The sequence below is a fragment of the Glycomyces endophyticus genome (assembly GCF_039531525.1).
Lineage (GTDB): Bacteria > Actinomycetota > Actinomycetes > Mycobacteriales > Micromonosporaceae > Glycomyces > Glycomyces endophyticus.
Genome location: NZ_BAAAQF010000019.1, coordinates 25,075 through 41,875, shown reverse-complemented (window position 1 = coordinate 41,875; position 16,801 = coordinate 25,075). Strand labels below are relative to the sequence as shown.

General features: G+C 72.2%; 16 protein-coding genes. 7 read left to right on the top strand and 9 right to left on the bottom strand.

The window, feature by feature from the left end; genetic code table 11:
* Positions 1-2 precede the first annotated feature (2 nt).
* From ABD419_RS19690 to ABD419_RS19680, 3 genes are all read right to left on the bottom strand, one after another.
* Entirely contained in the window at positions 3-932 is a 930-nt protein-coding gene (locus tag ABD419_RS19690) for a carbohydrate ABC transporter permease (RefSeq protein WP_344489963.1), read from the bottom strand.
* Complete coding sequence (locus ABD419_RS19685) at positions 929-1,816, bottom strand: carbohydrate ABC transporter permease (protein ID WP_425556137.1); 888 nt, start codon at positions 1,814-1,816, stop codon at positions 929-931. Before ABD419_RS19685 ends, ABD419_RS19690 begins: the two co-directional genes overlap by 4 nt.
* Before the next feature lie 79 nt (positions 1,817-1,895).
* On the bottom strand, positions 1,896-3,167 hold the full coding sequence (locus ABD419_RS19680; RefSeq protein ID WP_344489957.1) for an ABC transporter substrate-binding protein: 1,272 nt from the start codon (positions 3,165-3,167) through the stop codon (positions 1,896-1,898).
* A 257-nt stretch (positions 3,168-3,424) separates the two neighbouring features.
* Here ABD419_RS19680 and ABD419_RS19675 point away from each other — a divergent pair, with 257 nt between their 5' ends.
* Together ABD419_RS19675 and ABD419_RS19670 are read left to right on the top strand one after the other, a co-directional pair.
* Positions 3,425-4,609 carry a damage-control phosphatase ARMT1 family protein gene (locus ABD419_RS19675; protein ID WP_344489954.1) on the top strand — a complete coding sequence of 395 codons (1,185 nt, stop codon included), beginning with the start codon at positions 3,425-3,427 and terminating at the stop codon, positions 4,607-4,609.
* Between the two features lie 112 nt (positions 4,610-4,721).
* On the top strand, positions 4,722-5,429 hold the full coding sequence (locus ABD419_RS19670; RefSeq protein ID WP_344489952.1) for a class I SAM-dependent methyltransferase: 708 nt from the start codon (positions 4,722-4,724) through the stop codon (positions 5,427-5,429).
* Positions 5,430-5,478: 49 nt separating this feature from the next.
* Here the strand turns inward: ABD419_RS19670 and ABD419_RS19665 are convergent, their stop codons facing one another.
* Both ABD419_RS19665 and ABD419_RS19660 read right to left on the bottom strand, forming a co-directional pair.
* The gene (locus tag ABD419_RS19665; protein WP_344489949.1) at positions 5,479-6,324 is read right to left on the bottom strand and encodes an ABC transporter permease; all 846 of its coding nucleotides are present in this window, start codon (positions 6,322-6,324) and stop codon (positions 5,479-5,481) included.
* Positions 6,321-7,247, bottom strand: coding sequence for an ABC transporter ATP-binding protein (locus ABD419_RS19660; RefSeq protein WP_344489946.1), 927 nt, complete (start codon positions 7,245-7,247; stop codon positions 6,321-6,323). The genes ABD419_RS19665 and ABD419_RS19660 overlap by 4 nt, the downstream gene beginning before the upstream one ends.
* Positions 7,248-7,523: 276 nt before the next feature.
* Between ABD419_RS19660 and ABD419_RS19655 the strand changes: the two genes are divergently transcribed.
* Positions 7,524-8,894: a glycosyl hydrolase family 28-related protein gene (locus tag ABD419_RS19655; RefSeq protein WP_344489943.1), complete on the top strand. Its 1,371-nt coding sequence runs from the start codon at positions 7,524-7,526 to the stop codon at positions 8,892-8,894.
* 35 nt (positions 8,895-8,929) lie between these two features.
* On the opposite strand, the gene ABD419_RS19650 is transcribed toward ABD419_RS19655, so the two are convergent.
* The 3 genes from ABD419_RS19650 to ABD419_RS19640 all read right to left on the bottom strand — a co-directional run bounded on the left by ABD419_RS19650 (position 8,930) and on the right by ABD419_RS19640 (position 11,615).
* Positions 8,930-9,730, bottom strand: coding sequence for a thioesterase family protein (locus tag ABD419_RS19650; RefSeq protein ID WP_344489940.1), 801 nt, complete (start codon positions 9,728-9,730; stop codon positions 8,930-8,932).
* Between the two features lie 64 nt (positions 9,731-9,794).
* A complete protein-coding gene (locus ABD419_RS19645) occupies positions 9,795-10,739 on the bottom strand; it encodes a nucleoside hydrolase (RefSeq protein ID WP_344489937.1) in 945 nt (314 codons plus the stop codon).
* Positions 10,740-10,754: 15 nt separating this feature from the next.
* Positions 10,755-11,615: a sigma-70 family RNA polymerase sigma factor gene (locus ABD419_RS19640; RefSeq protein ID WP_344489934.1), complete on the bottom strand. Its 861-nt coding sequence runs from the start codon at positions 11,613-11,615 to the stop codon at positions 10,755-10,757.
* A 69-nt stretch (positions 11,616-11,684) separates the two neighbouring features.
* Between ABD419_RS19640 and ABD419_RS19635 the strand changes: the two genes are divergently transcribed.
* The 3 genes from ABD419_RS19635 (at position 11,685) to ABD419_RS19625 (ending at position 14,489) form a co-directional block, all read left to right on the top strand.
* Positions 11,685-12,428 carry an SDR family NAD(P)-dependent oxidoreductase gene (locus ABD419_RS19635; RefSeq protein ID WP_344489931.1) on the top strand — a complete coding sequence of 248 codons (744 nt, stop codon included), beginning with the start codon at positions 11,685-11,687 and terminating at the stop codon, positions 12,426-12,428.
* Positions 12,429-12,502: 74 nt separating this feature from the next.
* Positions 12,503-13,435, top strand: a complete 933-nt coding sequence (locus ABD419_RS19630; RefSeq protein WP_344489928.1) for an alpha/beta hydrolase — start codon at positions 12,503-12,505, stop codon at positions 13,433-13,435.
* Between the two features lie 148 nt (positions 13,436-13,583).
* Complete coding sequence (locus ABD419_RS19625; protein WP_344489925.1) at positions 13,584-14,489, top strand: alpha/beta fold hydrolase; 906 nt, start codon at positions 13,584-13,586, stop codon at positions 14,487-14,489.
* Here ABD419_RS19625 and ABD419_RS19620 read toward each other — a convergent pair.
* Positions 14,471-15,124, bottom strand: coding sequence for a PaaI family thioesterase (locus tag ABD419_RS19620; RefSeq protein WP_344489922.1), 654 nt, complete (start codon positions 15,122-15,124; stop codon positions 14,471-14,473). The genes ABD419_RS19625 and ABD419_RS19620 overlap by 19 nt on opposite strands.
* A gap of 214 nt (positions 15,125-15,338) precedes the next feature.
* Between ABD419_RS19620 and ABD419_RS19615 the strand changes: the two genes are divergently transcribed.
* Entirely contained in the window at positions 15,339-16,745 is a 1,407-nt protein-coding gene (locus ABD419_RS19615; protein ID WP_344489919.1) for a hypothetical protein, read from the top strand.
* The last annotated feature ends 56 nt before the right edge of the window (positions 16,746-16,801 follow it).

Below are 16,801 nucleotides of genomic sequence, written 5' to 3'. Positions count from 1 at the left end.
CACTACTTCACTCCTGCACTTCCGCCTTGAAGGTTCATCTCGTAGAGGTACTTCTGCCCGAGGTAGTAGATCGCGATCATCGGGAGCGTCAATATGATCGACCCGACCATGACGAGGTTCCACGGCGGCAGCTGCATCTCGTTGCTCGTCCCCGTCATGTACTGGAGGCCGAGCGCCAGCGGCATCGACTCCTCGGAGTTGAGGTAGATGAGCGGGCCCATGAAGTCGCCCCACGCGTGGGTGAGCGTGAAGATCGCGATGGCCGTGAGGATCGGCCACATCATCGGGAGGATGATGCGCCGGTACACCCCGAAGTAGCCGAGGCCGTCCATCTGCGCGGCCTCGTCGAGCTCGCCGGAGATGCGGGAGACGAACTGCCGCACCAGGAACACGTTGAACGCGTTGGTGAAGAAGTTCGGGATGATGAGCGGCAGGTACGTGTTCACCCAGCCGAGCTCCTTGAACAGCAGGAACTGCGGGATCATCGTGATCTGCGCGGGGATCATCATGGTGGCGAGCACGATGATGAACATGACGCCCTTGCCCGGGGCCCGCAGCCGCGCGAACGCGTAGCCGACGAGCGAGGACGAGAGCACCTGGCCGACCGCCGAGAGCGTGGCGATGAGGACCGAGTTGAGCACGAACCGCCCCACGGGCAGGCCGGTCGCGGTGAACACCTCGGTGAAGTTGCGCCACTCGAACTCGGACGGGATGACCGTGAACGCGTTCTGCGAGCTGGTCACGTCGCTGGAGAGCGAGATCGAGACCATGAGGACGAATGGCACGAAGAAGACCGCCGAGACGACCAGCAGCACCGCGTACGTGGCGGGGGTGGCCTTGAACACCGCGAGGAGCCGCGGTTCGCGCTCCTTGCCGCGTCGTGTGCGCCCGGCGCCGGCACGGGCCGGGGCCTGCGAGGCGAGACCGGTCATTTGACCTCCTGCTCGTAGAAGACCCAGCTGCGGGACCAGCGGAACGCGATGAGCGTGAACGCCAGGATCACCAGGAACAGCAGCCAGGCGACGGCCGACGCGTATCCGAAGTGGTAGAAGGAGAACGCCTCGCGGAACAGCAGCGGCACCATCATCTGGCTCGCGTTGTCGGGACCGCCGGCGGTGAGGATGTAGACCTGCGAGAAGATCTGGAACGATCCGATGAGGCCCATGATGAGGTTGAAGAAGATCACCGGGGTGATCTGCGGGAACGTGACCGACCAGAACTGGCGCCAGGAGCCCGCGCCGTCGATCTCGGCGGCCTCGTACAGCTCGCGCGGGATGCCGTTCATGGCCGACAGCAGGAGCACGGTGGCCCCGCCGGCGCCCCAGGCCGACAGCACGATGAGCGCGGGCTTGACCCAGGTCGGGTCGAGCAGCCAGTTCGGGCCGTCGACGCCGAACCACCCGAGCAGGTCGTTCAGGGGGCCCGAGGGCGCCAGCACCATCTTGAAGACCATCGCCGTCGCCACCAGCGGCACCAGCGTGGGCAGGTAGATGAAGGTGCGGAAGAGCTTGCGGCCCCGCACCCTCTTGTTCAGCAGGTTCGCCAGCCACACGCCGATGACCAGGCCCAGCGGCACCGACACCAGCGCGTAGTAGAACGTGTTGCCCAGGGCCTTCCAGAACACGGGGTCCTCGGTGAGCGCCTTGGCGTAGTTGTCCAGGCCCACCCATTCGGGGGGCGTGAACGAGTCCCACTCGGTGAACGAGATGTACACGGACGCGATCATCGGGCCCAGGAGGAACCCCAGGAACCCGATCAGCCATGGCGAGATGAAGAGCCAGAAGTAGAAGGCTTCTTTCCTGCTGCGCGACGACATGCTGCGGCGCCTCCCGGCGCGGCGCGCGGGGCGCGCCGTGCCGGGGGCTTCGTCGACGGTCTTCGACATCGGTCAGGCCCTAATCGGTGATGATCGATTCGAGCTGGGTCTGGATCTTGTCCAGTTCGGTCTGGGCGTCGCCGCCCTCGTTCCAGAAGGTGCCCAGGTTGTCGTTGAACGCGGCCTGCATCTCGTTCCACTGCGGGATGAACGGCGCGCGGAAGATGAAGTCCGCGGACTCGCCGAACGCGGCCATGTTGATCGGCTTGGTCGCCCACGCCGGGGTCAGGAACGCGTCCGACTGCTGCACTTCGAGGTTGGCCGGGACGTCCTGGGCCTTGTCGATGATGATCTCCTGCGCCTCGGCGCCGGTGAGGAACTCGATGGCCTTGAACGCCTTCTTCGGGTCCTTGGCGTCGCGCGAGATCGCCAGGCCCGAGCCGAAGGCCGAGACGGCCTGCTGGGCGCCGCGCCACAGCGGGGCGATGTCCCAGTTGATGTCGGCCTCGAGGAGGCCGCCGATCGCCCAGAAGCCGGTGGTGTTCATCGCGACGGTGCCCGCGGCGAAGGCGGGGTCGCCGCCCATGTCCGGGCCCATGTCCGCGTACTCGGCGGCGGTCGGCACGAAGTGGTCCTTGTGGGCGAGGTCGTTCGCCCACTGGAGGGCCGCCACGACCTCGGGGGAGTTGATCGTCGGCTGCCCGCTGTCGTCGATGATCTGCCCGCCGTTCTGGTAGGCGAAGGACCACCACTGCGGCCACCAGCCAGCGCCGCCGTAGCCCCACTGCGTGCCGGAGACCGTCAGCTTCTCCATGGCCGCGTGGGCGTCCTCCTGGGTCCACTCGGCGGTCGGGTACGCGACGCCGGCGGCGTCGAACAGGTCCTTGTTGTAGTAGACGATCATCGCGCCCGAGCGGTCCGGGATCGCGTAGACCTGGTCCTCGTAGCTGTACAGGTCGCCCACCGGGCCGAAGCGCTCGGCCAGGTCGAGGCCGGCGTCCTTCGCGTAGTCGTCGAGGGGGAGGATCTGGCTCTTCGAGGAGTAGGTGTTGACGCCCTCGGCGACCTGCATGATGTCGGGGCCGTCGCCGCCGGCGATCATGGTCTGGACCTTCTGCTCGTACTGGTCCGAGGGGATCAGCTGGAGCTCGATCTTGACGTCGGGGTTCTCGGCCTCGAACAAGTCGATGCGGGCCTGGTAGGTCTCCTTGTCGAGGTCGCCGCCCCAGACGACCATCTTCAGGGGGCCGTTGCCGTCGTCACCGGAGCCGCACGCCGCCAGGACGGGCGCCGCGACGCCAGCCGTGGCCGCGGCCTGGACCAGGGTGCGCCGGCGAATCTTGTTCTCCATGTCTCGGCCTCTCTTCGTCTTGCGCCGACTACACCGTCGGCACGGGGTTGAGACGGGGGTAAATCTAACCCATAGATAAATGGTTGGATAGACCCCTCTTGATAACGATTCGAGCAACGACGCCGCAGGTGGCGGACGGATTGACCGATACAAGTGTTATCGCTAAGATGCGGTGCGTCACACCCCAAGGGCGACACCGGGCCCGAACGGCCGCGCCCCGCCCCGCGGCGGGATGCGATCATGGCGGTCGACCGCGAGTGAACGGAGTGGAGACCGTGCAGCCCGACCTGCCCCCGCCGATCGGCATCGACCGACCCGGCTCATTCAGCCGCTCGGTCTTCCACGAGCGCCACCCCGTGCTCATCGCCAACCTCCTCGGCGACCTCCCCTACCCGCCCGAGATCGCCGACGCCCTCGAAGCGCTCCTCGCCGAGTCCCTCGCCGGGACCGTCCCCGCGCGCACCCCCGGCGGCCCCGAGATCCACACCTGGCACCTCGAGGTCGCCTCGCACGCGGGCCGGACCTGGGACTCCCTGCCGTTCCTGTGGGCCGAGTCGTACTTCTACCGCCGCCTCCTGCGCGCCGTCGAGTACCACCACTACGACAGCCCCTGGTGCGGCACCGACCCCTTCGCGCCCCAGAAGCACGCCCAGCTCGACGGCCCCGAACTCCGCGCCGACCTCGACGCCTACGCCGCCCTCAGCGGGGCCGGCGCCGCCGACCGCCGCCGCGCCCTCCTCCTCGCCGCCCTCTGGGGCAACCAGGCCGACCTCGGCTTCCGCACCAACAACCCCGGCGCCGACACCGCCGTCGGCGAACTCCTCGCCGACGACGCCGACGCGCTGTGGGCGCTGGCCGAGGCCCCCGGGGACGCGCCGGTCATCATCGTGGCCGACAACGCCGGACGCGAGATCACCGCCGACCTCGCCCTCGTCGACCACCTCCTGGAGACCGCGACCGGCCCGGTCGAGCTCCACCTCAAACCGCACCCGTACTTCGTCTCCGACGCCACCGGCCAGGACCTCGTCGCCACCCTCGACGCCCTCGACCGCGACCCCCACCAGGAGGTCCGCGACCTCGGCGGGCGCCTGCGCGACGCGATCCGCCTCGGCTGGCTGCGCCTGCGCACCCACGGCGCCTACGTCCACCCCACCGAGTACCGGACGCTCCCCACCGACCTCGCCGCCGAGTTCGCGGCCGCCAAACTCGTGATCCTCAAGGGGGACCTGAACTACCGCCGCCTCGTCGGCGACCGCCGGTGGGACCCGGCCACCCCGTTCGCCGAGGCCGCCGGGTACTTCCCGGGCCCGGTGGCCGCGCTCCGCACCGCCAAGTCCGACCTCGCCGTCGGCGTCGACCCCGCCCGGCTCGCCGAACTCGACGCCGCCGCCCCCGACTGGCGGCTCACCGGCACCCGCGCGTTCATACAGGTGCACGCCTGAGACGCGATTCGATCGGGAGATCCGCGAAACGGGCTCACTCGTTGCACACCTCCGACCGCGTCGCGGATAGGATCCACATCTGCGAGGCCAACGACTTCCCCGGAGACCGCACATGAACGCTCGCCGAGACACCACACCACCAGAAGCCGCACCGGACGCGGACCAGGCGCCGGCCGCCGAGGCGCCCAGCGGGTACATCTTCCCCGGATCGGCCGCCTACTGGGAGCAGCGATACGCCTCCGGCGGGAACTCCGGAGCGGGCTCCCGCGGCGAACTCGCCGAGTTCAAGGCCGACGTCCTCAACGGGTTCGCCGCCGAGCACGGCGTCGAGACCGTCATCGAGTTCGGCTGCGGCGACGGCGAGCAGCTCTCCTACGCGAAGTACCCCCGCTACCTCGGCTTCGACGTGGCCCCGACCCAGCTCCGCCGCACCATGGCCCGGTACGCGGACGACCCGACCAAGAGCTTCGCGCTCTACGACCCCACGTGCTTCGCCGACCCCGCGGGCCTCATCACCGCGGACATGGTGCAGTCCCTCGACGTGATCTACCACCTCATCGAGGACGACGTCTACGAGAAGCACCTCGAGCACGTCTTCGGCGCGGCCCGCCGCTTCGTCGTGCTCTTCACCAGCGACGGCGACGACCCGTCCCTGGCCGGGACCTTCGCCCCCCACGTGCGCAACCGCCCGATCCTCCGCGACGTCGCCGAGCGCTTCCCCGGCTGGCGCCTGCGCAAGCGCATCGACCACCCCCGCCCCTGGAGCGAGCACGGCGCCGCCGGCTCCATCGCCGACTTCTTCATCTACGAGCGCGCCTGAGCGCACGCGAACGCCCCGGAACCGCAAGGCTCCGGGGCGTTCGCGCGCCTCACACGTCGGTGCGCTTGAGCCGGAACGCGGCCGCCGCGAGCGTCAGCGCCACCCACCCGGCGAACACCGCGAGCCCCTCGCCCGGCGGCAGCCGGTCGGCGGTCTCGGTCAGCGCGTAGGCCGCGCCCCCCGCGTTCGACGGGAAGTACGGGTTCAGCGCGTCGTACCAGGAGTCCGGCAGCAGCATCGCCAGGCCCGGCAGGATCAGCAGGACGCTCACCAGCGCGGCGATCCCGCCCGCCGGCGACCGCAGCAGCGCCCCCAGCGCCACCCCGAACACCGCCACCAGCGCCAGGTACGCCGCCGCCCCCAGCAGCGACCGCAGCACCCCGTCGTCGCCCAGCGACACCGCGATCGCCTCCCCGTCGAGGCCCACCGAGCCGATCAGGAACGCCGCGAACACCCCCGCAGCGGCCAGTACGAACACCGCGCCGCCCGCCAGGATCGCCTTGGCCCACAGCACCGGCAGGCGCTTCGGCACCGCCGCGAGCGTCGACCGGATCGTCCCCGTCGAGTACTCGCCCGCGGTCGACAGCACCCCGAACACCCCGAACACCAGCGACGCGAACGACAGCCCCATGACCGCCAGGCTCACCGCGTCCAGCGGCCGCCCGGCGATCCCGGGCGGGCCGTCGGTGACCCCCGCTCCGCCGCCGTCGTACGTGAACGCGCCGATCGACCCGAACAGGCCGAGCAGCACCAGCCCCAGCGCCAGGCAGATCCACGTGGACCTGATCGTCCGGAACTTCGTCGTCTCCGCGAGCAGGACCCGCCGGAACCGCACCGGCCGCACCGCGGTCCGCGCCCGACCCGCCGCGGGCCGCTCGATCGTCACAGCGCTCATCGCGCGCTCCTTCCCTCCGCCGGAGCACTGCGGTACTCCAGCTCGTCAGTGGTCAAGTCCATGAACGCCTCCTCCAGGGAAGCCCCGAGCGGCGTCAGCTCGTGCAGCGGCACCCCGTGTCGCAGCGCCACCCGCCCGATCTCCCGCGCCCCGATCCCCGTCACCAGCAGCTCGGTGTCGTTCGAGGCGGACACCGTCACCTCCGGCCCGGCCAGCAGCGTGCGCAGCCGCGCCGCCTCGTCCGAGGCCACCCGGACCGCGCCCGTGCCCGTCTCGCGCACGAACGCCTCCACCGTGGTGTCCGCCAGCAGCCGCCCGCGGCCGATGATGACCAGGTGGTCGGCGATCTGCGCCGTCTCGCTCATCAGATGCGAGGACAGGAGCACCGCCCGGCCCTCGGCCGCGAGCTGCGACAGCAGGTTCCTGATCCACAGCACCCCTTCGGGGTCGAGGCCGTTCACCGGCTCGTCGAGCATGACGACCGCCGGGTCGCCTAGCAGCGCCGCGGCGATCCCGAGGCGCTGGCCCATGCCGAGCGAGAACGCCCCGACCCGCTTGTGGGCCACGCTCTGGAGCCCGGCCAGGTCGATCACCTCGTCCACCCGCCCGCGGCCGATCCCGTGGGTCTGCGCCAGCGCGGTCAGGTGCCCCACCGCCGAGCGGCCCGGGTGCACCGACTTGGCCTCCAGCAGCGCCCCGATCTCGTGCAGCGGGGCGTCGTGCCCCGCGTACGACCGGCCGTTCACCGTGACCGACCCGCCCGTGGGCGCGTCCAGGCCCAGGACCATGCGCATGGTGGTGGACTTGCCGGCCCCGTTCGGGCCCAGGAACCCGGTCACCTCGCCCGGCCTCACCGTGAAGCTCAAGCGGTCGACCACGGTCTTGTCCCCGTAGCGCTTCGTCAGTTCTCGCGCTTCGATCATCGCGGTTCCCTCGTCTCCTCCGGGCCGCGCGTCGCGGCCTCACGCCTTCGACGCTACGGACGCGGGCCTCTCACCGCGTGGGCCTGCGCGCGGGTCTTCACCGGCCCCGGGTCGTACCTGGGTCGTACCCCGGCCTACGCGCAGACGCTGACGGCCCGCCGGTCTCCGGCCGACATCGAACCGTCACGGAACCGGTCTTGCGAGTCCAGTCGCGACTGCCGTAACGTCCTGTGCGGCAATCGAATTGAATCCACAAGTACAAAGGGAGCACCGCACGTGACCGAGACGAGCACGGGCCCGGCGGACGCCGGACGCACCTTCTCTCGCCGGGCCTTCGGCCTCGGCGCCGCGGGCGGGGCCGGGACCTTCGCCCTCTTCGGCGCGAACCCCGCGCACGCCGAGGAGGCCGCCAACACCGACCCCGCCCAGTACAGCGTCGACGTGAAGTCCTACGGCGCGGTCGGCGACGGCGTCACCGACGACTCCGACGCGATCCACGCCGCCGTCGCCGCCGCCCTCACCGGCCGCCGCAGCGGCGTCGTCGGCAAGGAGGTGTTCTTCCCGCCCGGGGACTACCGGATCACCAAGGCCGACACCCTCATGTGGTCCCCGACCACCGGGAACGCCGACCAGGTCTTCGGCCTCCGCTACCGCGGCTGCGGGCCGCGCGTCACGAACATCAGGTTCGACACCGCGTTCACCGCCAACGCCGACCCGCGCCGCAACAACCTCATCACCGCCGCGGTGCGCCTGCGCTACACCTACTTCGAGGGCATGAGCTTCACCTCGACGAACCCCGCCAACAACTTCGCGTACTACTGGTCGGTCGACTCCCTCGCGGGCACCCCGGCATACCCCGAGTACGGGTACGGCCAGAACCAGTACTTCGTGTACCGCGACATCGAGTGGAAGGGCAGCTGGAACCGCGTCATCGGGGTCGACGGCGACGCGGAGGCCAACAACAACTCCGAGCACCACTTCGTGCTCTGCTCCACCGACACCGTCTCGAAGTACACCGACGCGTTCCTCACCTGCGGCGTCACCGCGCCGGCGAGCAACAAGCAGCAGGACCAGTTCCTCAACTACTACGTCCAGTCGTGCAACTTCGCGCTGGCCGGGGGCGACTTCTTCAAGTTCAACCGCGGCGGCTCGATCAACGTCTACGGCGGGTCCTGGTCGATGGTCGGGACCGCGGCCGCCCGCTACTTCGTGCTGCCGTACACCGCCGACGGCGACACGACCGCCGCCCGGCTCAACGTCAACGGCGTGCGCTTCGAGCCGAAGAAGAGCGCCGACCAGAAGGTCATCGACTGCGGCTGGAACCGCGGCACCGTCACCTTCACCTCCTGCTCGGACATCGCCGCCATCCAGGAGGCCTCGGCGTTCTACAACACGCACCGCTACAGCGGCGAGGCCGGGCGCATCCCGATCGTGCGCTACCAGGACTGCGTCCTCGGCGGCTACCACCTCGTGGACACCGCCGGGACCTCGCTGCAGAACGGCAAGATGATCTACGAGGGCTCGCGGTTCCACCACTCGAACACCGCGGTCGGCACGACGGCGAGCACCGCGTTCCTGCGGTACGCCTCCGCGCCGGCGAAGTACGCCTTCCGCGACGCCTGGAACGTCGCCGACGCGGCGGGCTGACCTGAGTCCGGCCCGGCCTCACCGGCCGGGCCGGCTCACCGCGGGCGGATCGTCAGCGCCTGCTCGGCCCGGCCGAAGTGCCCGGCCTCGTCGTGGAGGTCGCTAGAGGTGAGGCCGAGGCCGCCGGGGCCGAAGACCACGGTGGTGTCGAGGCCGAGCCAGCGCCCGGCGGGCTGCCGGAACAGGTGGACCGTCAAGTCCACGTTGGGGAACAGCCACTCCCGGGGGCTCTGGCGCACGGCGACGCCGTTGGCGGAGTCGACCAGGCCGATGAGCCGGGCGAGGTCGCTCGGGTCCTCCCCGGCGGCGACGGGCACCTTCGCGCGGACCCACACGGTGCTGCGGCCCGGCTGCGGCTCGCGGACCGGGCGGGCGTCGAGGGACCTGATGTACCCGCCGGGCCAGACGTCGTCGAGGGCGAACGGCGCCAGGGTCTCCGGCGCCGCCAGGGGCGCGTCCTCGCCGCCGGCGACCTTCTCGGTGTCCTGCGCGATCGTGCGCCACACCCGCGCCCGCACGGCCGGGCGGCCGCCGGAAACGACCTCGGCCTCCAGCAGCTCGATCGTGCGGCCCGGGCGCACCACCCGCACCCCGACCTCGAACGGGTCGAGGGTGAGCACGCCGAGGATGTCGGCGCTGAGGCGGCTGATCGCCATCCCGTCGGGGCCGCGCGCGGCGCACAGCCGCTCGATCTCGTGGACGATGAGCCCGTTCATGGGGCTGATGTGCTGCTCGGCCGGGTTCCAGGCGCCCTCGGTGTGCGGGGTCGGCCGGAAGCGGGCGCGGTCGCCGTCCTGGTCGAGGCGGACGAAGTAGCCGTCGTTCGGTTCGGTCATGGCGCGACTGTAGGGCTTGCCCGGCGACTCCGGTCTGGCGGCGTCCGGCCCGATGGGATCGGTCCTAGCCGAGCGCTTCGTGCAGGAACTCCCGGTACACCTCCGGCGCGGCCCGCAGCGCCACGGTCGCGTTCGCGGGCTCGTCACGCCAGGGCCGGGTGTCGACCAGGAGCTGCCCGGTCGTGCGCGCCCCGGCCGTCTCGACGGCGACATGGGCCGCCACGGCCTCGGTGAACAGGTCCGGGCGGACGAGGTAGGCGACGCACATCGGGTCGTGCACGGGCGAGGAGGGGTCGTGCGACGCCGAGGCCCGGTCGTGGTCGAGCCGGTGCCGGACCAGCTGCGCCGACGCGAGCGCGCCGGGCGTGCCGAGCGCCTCGAGCGCCGCGCAGTCCGCTCCGGTCAGCGGCGCGCTGTGGGTGGCGTCGAGCGGCACGATCACCACCTCCCTGAGCCCCGCGCTCAGGACCGCTTCGGCCGCTTCGGGATCGGCCCAGAAGTTGAACTCGGCCGCGGCGGTCACGTTCCCGTTCCCGTGCGCCCCGCCCATGACCACCAGCCGGGCGATCCGCTCGACCAGTCGCGGCTCCAGCGCCAGCGCGAGCGCGATGTTGGTGAGCGGCCCGGTCGCCACCAGCGTGTCCCCGGCGTGCGCCGGGTCCGTGAAGTACGCGGCCAGGAACGGCGCCGCGTGCCCCTCCCGCGCTGCCGAGACCGCCTCGGGCAGGCCCAGGCCGTGCTTCTGGAACGCGCTGTCCTTGTTGAGGACCGCCCGCGGCACCGGCAGGTCCGGGCGCACCAGCGGGCGGGCCGCGCCCGCGTGCACCGGCACGCGCGCCCCGGCGAGGTCGAGCGCCCGGAGCGTGTTGTCGGTGGCGTGCTCGACCGCCACGTTCCCGTTCACCGTGGTCACCGCGGCCAGCTCCAGGCCGGGGTGGCCCGCGGCCGCGAGGATCGCGATCGCGTCGTCGGAGCCGGTGTCGCAGTCGAGGACGAACCTGACGGTCATCGCCGCTCCTTCCGCTTACGCCACATGGAGTTCGAGACTACCGAGCCGCTCGGGGTCGCCGATCGCGCGCAGCTCGGTGATGCGGTCGCCCTCGAAGCGGACCGTGAAGACCATGAGGAGCCGGCCGCGCGGCACGACCGCCACGGCCACCTCGCCGTCGAGGAGCACCGCGCGGGCGAGCTGCGCCTGCCCGGAGAACGCCTCGGCGACGGCGCGGGCGCCGGTGAGGTCGGCGCCGCCGCTGAGGCGGATCGCGGCCTCGTCCAGGCGCAGCGCCACACTCGGGTCGAGGAGCGTCAGCAGCGTCGCGAACTCGCCGTCCCTGGCGGCCTGGAGGAACGCCTCCACCGCCGCGTGCCGCCGCGCCAGGTCCCCGTCCACACTGGTCTTCCCGCGCACGCGCAGGCGGGCCCGGCTCGCGATCCGCTGGGTCGTCTCGGGACTGCGCTCCACAATCGGCGCGATCTCGCCGAACGGCACGCCGAACAGGTCGTGCAGCACGAACGCGAGCCGCTCGACCGGCGAGAGCGCGTCGAGGACCACGAGCATCGCCAGGCCCACCGAGTCGGCGAGGACCGCCTCCTCCTCGGGGTCGACGCGCCGCGCCAGCCGCACCTGCGGCTCTGCCTCCGCCCCGAGGTCCTCGCGGCGCGACTTGCGCGCCCGCAGCAGGTCCAGGCACACCCGGCCGGTCACCGTCGTCAGCCACCCGCCCGGGTTGTCGACGCCCGAGACGTCGGCGCGCGCGGCCTTGAGCCACGCCTCCTGCACCGCGTCCTCGGCCTCCGCGAGCGAGCCGAGCATCCGGTAGGCCACCGCCCGCAGGTGCGGGCGGTACGCCTCGAACTCCGCTGCCGAGATCTTTTCTTCACGCATCCGTCTGGTTCCTTCGACGCCGTCCGTCAGAGCAGTGAGCGCAACCCCGACAGAAAGCAGATGGTAGCCATGGAAACCACGCACGCCAACACCGTCCTCGTCACCGGCGCCAACAAGGGCCTCGGCCTGGAGACCGCCCGCCGCCTCGGCGCCGAGGGCTGGAAGGTCCTTCTCGGCTCGCGCGACGAGGCCCGCGGCCGCGCCGCCGCCGAGAAGCTCGCCGCGGACGGCGTCGACGTCGTCCCGGTCCCGCTCGACGTCACCGACGACGCCTCGGTCGCCGCCGCCGAGCGCCTCGTCCGCGAGCACACCGGCCACCTCGACGTCCTGGTCAACAACGCGGGCGCCCCCGGCACCGCCGTGCACCCCGCGCAGGCCACGGTCGCCGACCTCGCACCGGTCTTCGACGTGAACGTCTTCGGCATCGTCCGCGTCACGCACGCGTTCCTGCCGCTCCTGCAGGCCGCCGACCACCCGCGCGTCGTGAACGTCTCCAGCGGCGGCGGCGCGTTCTCGGTCGTCACCGACCCCGGCCAGGCGGTCTCGAAGATGCACGAGCTGGCCTACAGCACCTCGAAGGCGGCCGTGAACATGCTGACCGTGCGCTACGCCCAGGCGTTCCCGGAGATCAAGTTCAACGCCGTCACCCCCGGCGAGGTCTCGACCGGGAAGTTCGCCGCCACCGACATGAACATGCACCGCGGCCAGCTCACCGTCACCGAGGGCACCGACGTGTTCGTCAAGTTCGCGCTCGCCGGCCCCGACGGCCCCACCGGGACCTTCGAGGACCGCCTCGGGCCCGTCGCCTGGTGAGCCCCCCGGACCGGCATGGAAGCGATTGCCTCGGTGGGGGAGAATGCTCCCGTCCCCGAGCCGCAGGAGGTCCCATGCCGGTCCACGAGTACTTCACCGCGATGTTCCGCGGCGCCGCCGAGGCCGCCGCCGGCGGCGGCACCGACGAGGAGCGCGAGGCCCGCGTCCAGCGGTTCATGGACGACCACCGCCGCATCGGCGACGGCTGGGACACCGCCGGCGTCGCGATCGCGGACACCGCGGTCCCCGGCCCGCACGGCCCCGTCCCGGTCCGCACCTACCGGCCCGAGGGCGGCCTCGCCGGCGCGATCCTGTGGGCCCACGGCGGCGGCTTCCGCCACGGCGACCTCGACATGCCCGAAGGCCACATCGTCGCCGTCGAGCTCGCCCGCCGCGCCCGCGCGCTCGTCGTCTCCGTCGACTACCGCCTCGCCGACGGCGCGACCGTCCTCTACCCCGTGCCGATCGACGACGTCCACGCCGCCTGGACCTGGCTCGCCGCCCAGGGGGAGTTCGCCGCGCTCCCGCTCGGCCTCGGCGGCGCCTCCGCGGGCGCCGCGCTGGCGGTCTCGACCGCGCTGCGCGCCAGGGACGCCGGGCCGCGCCCGGCCGACGCGCTGCTGCTCGCCTACCCGTTCGCGCACTACCCGAACCCGCCGCTGGACTGGAACCTGTACCCGGAGATGGCCGAGGTCCCGGCCCGGTTCGACCCCGCGGGCGTTGAGGGCATGGTCCGCAACTACGTCGGCCGCATCAGCGACGTCCCGGCCGACGCGCTCCCCGGCGCGGCCCGCCTCGACGGATTGCCGCCGACCCGCATCGTGGTCTCGGAGTACGACGACCTGCGCTCCTCCGCCGAACTCCTCGCGCGCCAGCTCGCCGAACTCGGCGTCCCCGTCGCCTCCTACCTCGCGCCCGGCATGACCCACGGCCACCTCAACCACCCGCCCCGCCTGCCCGCGATCGACGAGTCGATCACGTTCCTCGCGAAAGGCCTCAACGGCTGATCCGTCCCGGAAATCCCTCCTTTGTGGGCATCATCATGTTCGCGCGCGCCGCGGCGGCAAACCGCGGCCGGACGCGGGCGCAGCGCTTAGAGTCCGCTCCTGGATTCACCCGTCGCCCGACGCGGTGGCCAGACTCCGGGGAGCCGCATTGCAGCGCAGTCCGATCGCGCCGATCATCCACAAGCACCACTGGGCCGGGTTCGACTACTGCTCGCGCTCGGTCCGCGCGCGGGCCCCGCGGCTCGAACCGGTCGTGCTCGTCGGCGGCGCGCTCCAGCGCAAGGAGGACTGGGGACGCGTCGAGCGCGTGATGCTGGAGTCGGCCGACGTGATCGCCACCGACCTGCCCGGCTGGGGCGAGGCCGACCTGCTGCCGGCCGAGTACGGCGCCGACGTCCTCGCCGACGCCCTCGTCCACCTCCTCGACGACCTGGGGCTGGAGCGCGTCAACGTCCTCGGCGGCTCCTACGGCACCGCGATCGCCTACCGGATGGCGCAGGCGTACCCGGACCGGATCGCGCGGATGGTCCTGGCGGGCACCATGACCGCGATCCCGCTCCACTGGGAGGAGACGTTCCGCGAGATGGTCCGCCTGGTCGCCGCCGGCGACCTGGAGCGGTTCGCCGACCTCGTGGTCGCCGCGATCACGGGCGGCGCGCCCGGGTCCGTCGTCGCCGCGGCCGCCGTCCAGCGCGTCCTCGCGCGCCGCTTCCGCACCGTCGGCTCCGACGAGGCCGCCAAGTTCATCGCCAACACCCGCCGCCTGCTCGCCCACGCCATGATCGACACGACGACCGAACCCCAGCCGCCGATCCTGTTCACCACCGGCGAGCACGACACGCTGACGCCGCCGGACGCCTGCCGGGAGCTGGCCCGGACCTGCCGCCGGGCGTGGTTCACCGCGATCACCCGGTCCGACCACGCCGTCCACCTGGAGCGCGGCGCCGAACTCGCGGACCTCATGACGCGCTTCTTCGCGGGGGAGCCGATCGACGGCCTGCCGTACGCGACCGCCGTCGAGGAGCTCGGGCGCGCTCAGTCCTTGAAGGTCTGATAGCCCTTCGCGCCGGGGAACAGCGACCGGGCGCGATCGAGGTCGGGGGCCACGAAGCGGCCCTCGGCCGCGACCAGGATCGTCTCCGGGTCGACCTCCGGGACGACCGACCCCGAGACGGTGATCTTGCGGCCCTCGATGCCGGTGACCCGGGCGCGCAGCAGCAGCGGCATCTCCACCGGGACGGGCCGCTGGTACCGCACGTCGAGCGCGATCGTCATGGCGGGCAGTCCCTTCGCGGCGCACGCCCAGCCCATGAGCTCGTCCAGGAGCATCGCGCTCATGCCGCCGTGCGCGTACCCGGGCGGGCCCTCGTGGGCGACGCCGAGCACGCAGCGGCCGACGAGGCCGTCCTCGCCCTCCTCGATCTCCAGCGGCGGTGCGAACGCGCTGCCGTGGCCGGTCGCGGGGCTGTACATGCGCAGGCCGAACGGGAACACGTCGACGCTGGGGATGTCGGACCGCTCCCGCCGCAGCCCGGTGAACCGCGCCTCGAGGCGCTGGACCTCGCCCGCGAGCTCCTGCAGCACCTCCGTCGGGGTCTCGGTGCGCGCGACCGTCTCCATGAGCGACCGCAGCTCGCGGCCGAGCTCGGCGACCGCCTTGCGGCGCAGTTCGAGATCCTCGCTGGACATCCGCGCTCCCTATGACGCTCGTTATAACCGGGGCCCGGGCCAGGTTACCACGACGTAGGAAACCGCCCGTCCAAGCGAACCCGGCGCGCCGCGCCGCCACCGGCCGGGGAGGTGCACCGTCGACTCAGGGCGGTCAGTAGGGTCGGGCGGGTATGACCCTCCGCCGCTGCCCGGCACGCGCGGGGCGGCGGCCGTATGAAGGACGAAACCGGCAATGAGTAGACCTTCACCCCGCGACAGCATCCACAGTCACCGCCTGCCCCGCATGGAGCACTGGCGGCGCATCGTCATCGTGGCCGGCGCCGCGGTCGGGCTCACTGCGGCCACGACCATCGCCGCCGCGCTCGCACTCACCGCGGACGAGCCGCCGCCCGACGCCGCGGCCGGCCAGGCCTCGGCGTCCGCGAGCGCCGCCCCGGACGGCGGCGAGGCCGCCTCCGACGGCGCCCCCGCCGACGTCCAGGCCAGCGCCGTCCCGCAGGGCGACGGCATGTGCGACCGGACCGCCGGCCCCGCCCCGGCGGTCACGGTCACCGAGATCGACGCCGACGTCATCGGCAACGGGGGCGAGGGCGACACCGACCCGCTCCCCGCCGCCATCGCCGCCACCCCCGACGGCCGGTCCTGGCTCGCCTGGGACGGCGCCGACGACCGGATCCACCTCGCCCGCCTCGACTGCGACGACCGCGTCGAAGGCGACCCGATCGCGCTGGAGGGCATCGACCTCCAGGACGTCATCGCCGACGCCGACGGCGTCACCGTCCTCGTCACCCGCGAGGGCTCCTGCGGCGGCGGCACCCTCTGCGGCGGCTCCTCCAGCCCCTGCTCCACCATGCACATGGTCCGCTTCGACGCCGCCGGCGCCCAGGTGTGGGAACGCCAGGTCACCAACCTCGGCGACGGCCTCGCCGGGTACGACGACGGCGCCCGCTTCGTGTGGTGGTACCAGCACCACGGCCGCCTCGCCAGCGACGGCGCGAACACCGCCGCCTACTTCGGCACCGCGATCACCGTCGCCAACGGCGGCTGCGTCGACATCCACCAGGGCGACCGCATGCAGGTCGTCGACGCGGACGGCGACCTCGCCGACCACCCCGACGCGTTCGCCGCGGGGTGCAGCCACAGCTGGACCACCCGCATCGCCTGGAACGCCGACCGCGACGAGTTCGGCATGGTGTGCGCCACCGACAACCAGTGCCGCATCGCCGTCCCCGCCTACACCACCGTCGCCGACGGGACCTGCGACGGCACCCTCTTCGGCGGCGACCTCGTGGCCGCCGGCGACGGCTACTGGACGGCGTGGAGCCAAGGGGGCCGGGCCCGCCTGGAGCACTTCACCGACGGCCCCTCCGACACCACAGTGGACACCGGAGTCGACGCCGGGCACCCGCACCTCGTCGCTTACGGCGACGCGCACCTGCTCCTCGCCTGGGCCTCCGGCGACGGCATCGCCGCCCAGGTCTACAGTGTCTCCGGCGACCCCGTCGGGGACCGGTTCGACATCGCGGTGCCGGACCACGCCTACCAGGCGTTCAAGGCCTATCCTGACGGCAGCGCCGCCTACCCGGCGGCCGGCGGCGGCGGCTCGATCCGCATCGCCCGCGTCATGCCGCTGTCCTGAGCGGACCGGGCGCGGGCCGAGCGGGCCCGCGCCCCGACCCCGCCCCACCGACCGAA

What these genes read in the sequence shown, in the direction of transcription:
- ABD419_RS19690 (WP_344489963.1), bottom strand. Translation starts at nt 932, where the DNA reads ATGACCGGTCTCGCCTCGCAGGCCCCGGCCCGTGCCGGCGCCGGGCGC.
- ABD419_RS19685 (WP_425556137.1), bottom strand. Translation starts at nt 1,816, where the DNA reads ATGTCGTCGCGCAGCAGGAAAGAAGCCTTCTACTTCTGGCTCTTCATC.
- ABD419_RS19680 (WP_344489957.1), bottom strand. Translation starts at nt 3,167, where the DNA reads ATGGAGAACAAGATTCGCCGGCGCACCCTGGTCCAGGCCGCGGCCACG.
- ABD419_RS19670 (WP_344489952.1), top strand. Translation starts at nt 4,722, where the DNA reads ATGAACGCTCGCCGAGACACCACACCACCAGAAGCCGCACCGGACGCG.
- ABD419_RS19665 (WP_344489949.1), bottom strand. Translation starts at nt 6,324, where the DNA reads ATGAGCGCTGTGACGATCGAGCGGCCCGCGGCGGGTCGGGCGCGGACC.
- ABD419_RS19660 (WP_344489946.1), bottom strand. Translation starts at nt 7,247, where the DNA reads ATGATCGAAGCGCGAGAACTGACGAAGCGCTACGGGGACAAGACCGTG.
- ABD419_RS19650 (WP_344489940.1), bottom strand. Translation starts at nt 9,730, where the DNA reads ATGACCGAACCGAACGACGGCTACTTCGTCCGCCTCGACCAGGACGGC.
- ABD419_RS19645 (WP_344489937.1), bottom strand. Translation starts at nt 10,739, where the DNA reads ATGACCGTCAGGTTCGTCCTCGACTGCGACACCGGCTCCGACGACGCG.
- ABD419_RS19640 (WP_344489934.1), bottom strand. Translation starts at nt 11,615, where the DNA reads ATGCGTGAAGAAAAGATCTCGGCAGCGGAGTTCGAGGCGTACCGCCCG.
- ABD419_RS19635 (WP_344489931.1), top strand. Translation starts at nt 11,685, where the DNA reads ATGGAAACCACGCACGCCAACACCGTCCTCGTCACCGGCGCCAACAAG.
- ABD419_RS19630 (WP_344489928.1), top strand. Translation starts at nt 12,503, where the DNA reads ATGCCGGTCCACGAGTACTTCACCGCGATGTTCCGCGGCGCCGCCGAG.
- ABD419_RS19620 (WP_344489922.1), bottom strand. Translation starts at nt 15,124, where the DNA reads ATGTCCAGCGAGGATCTCGAACTGCGCCGCAAGGCGGTCGCCGAGCTC.
- ABD419_RS19615 (WP_344489919.1), top strand. Translation starts at nt 15,339, where the DNA reads ATGAGTAGACCTTCACCCCGCGACAGCATCCACAGTCACCGCCTGCCC.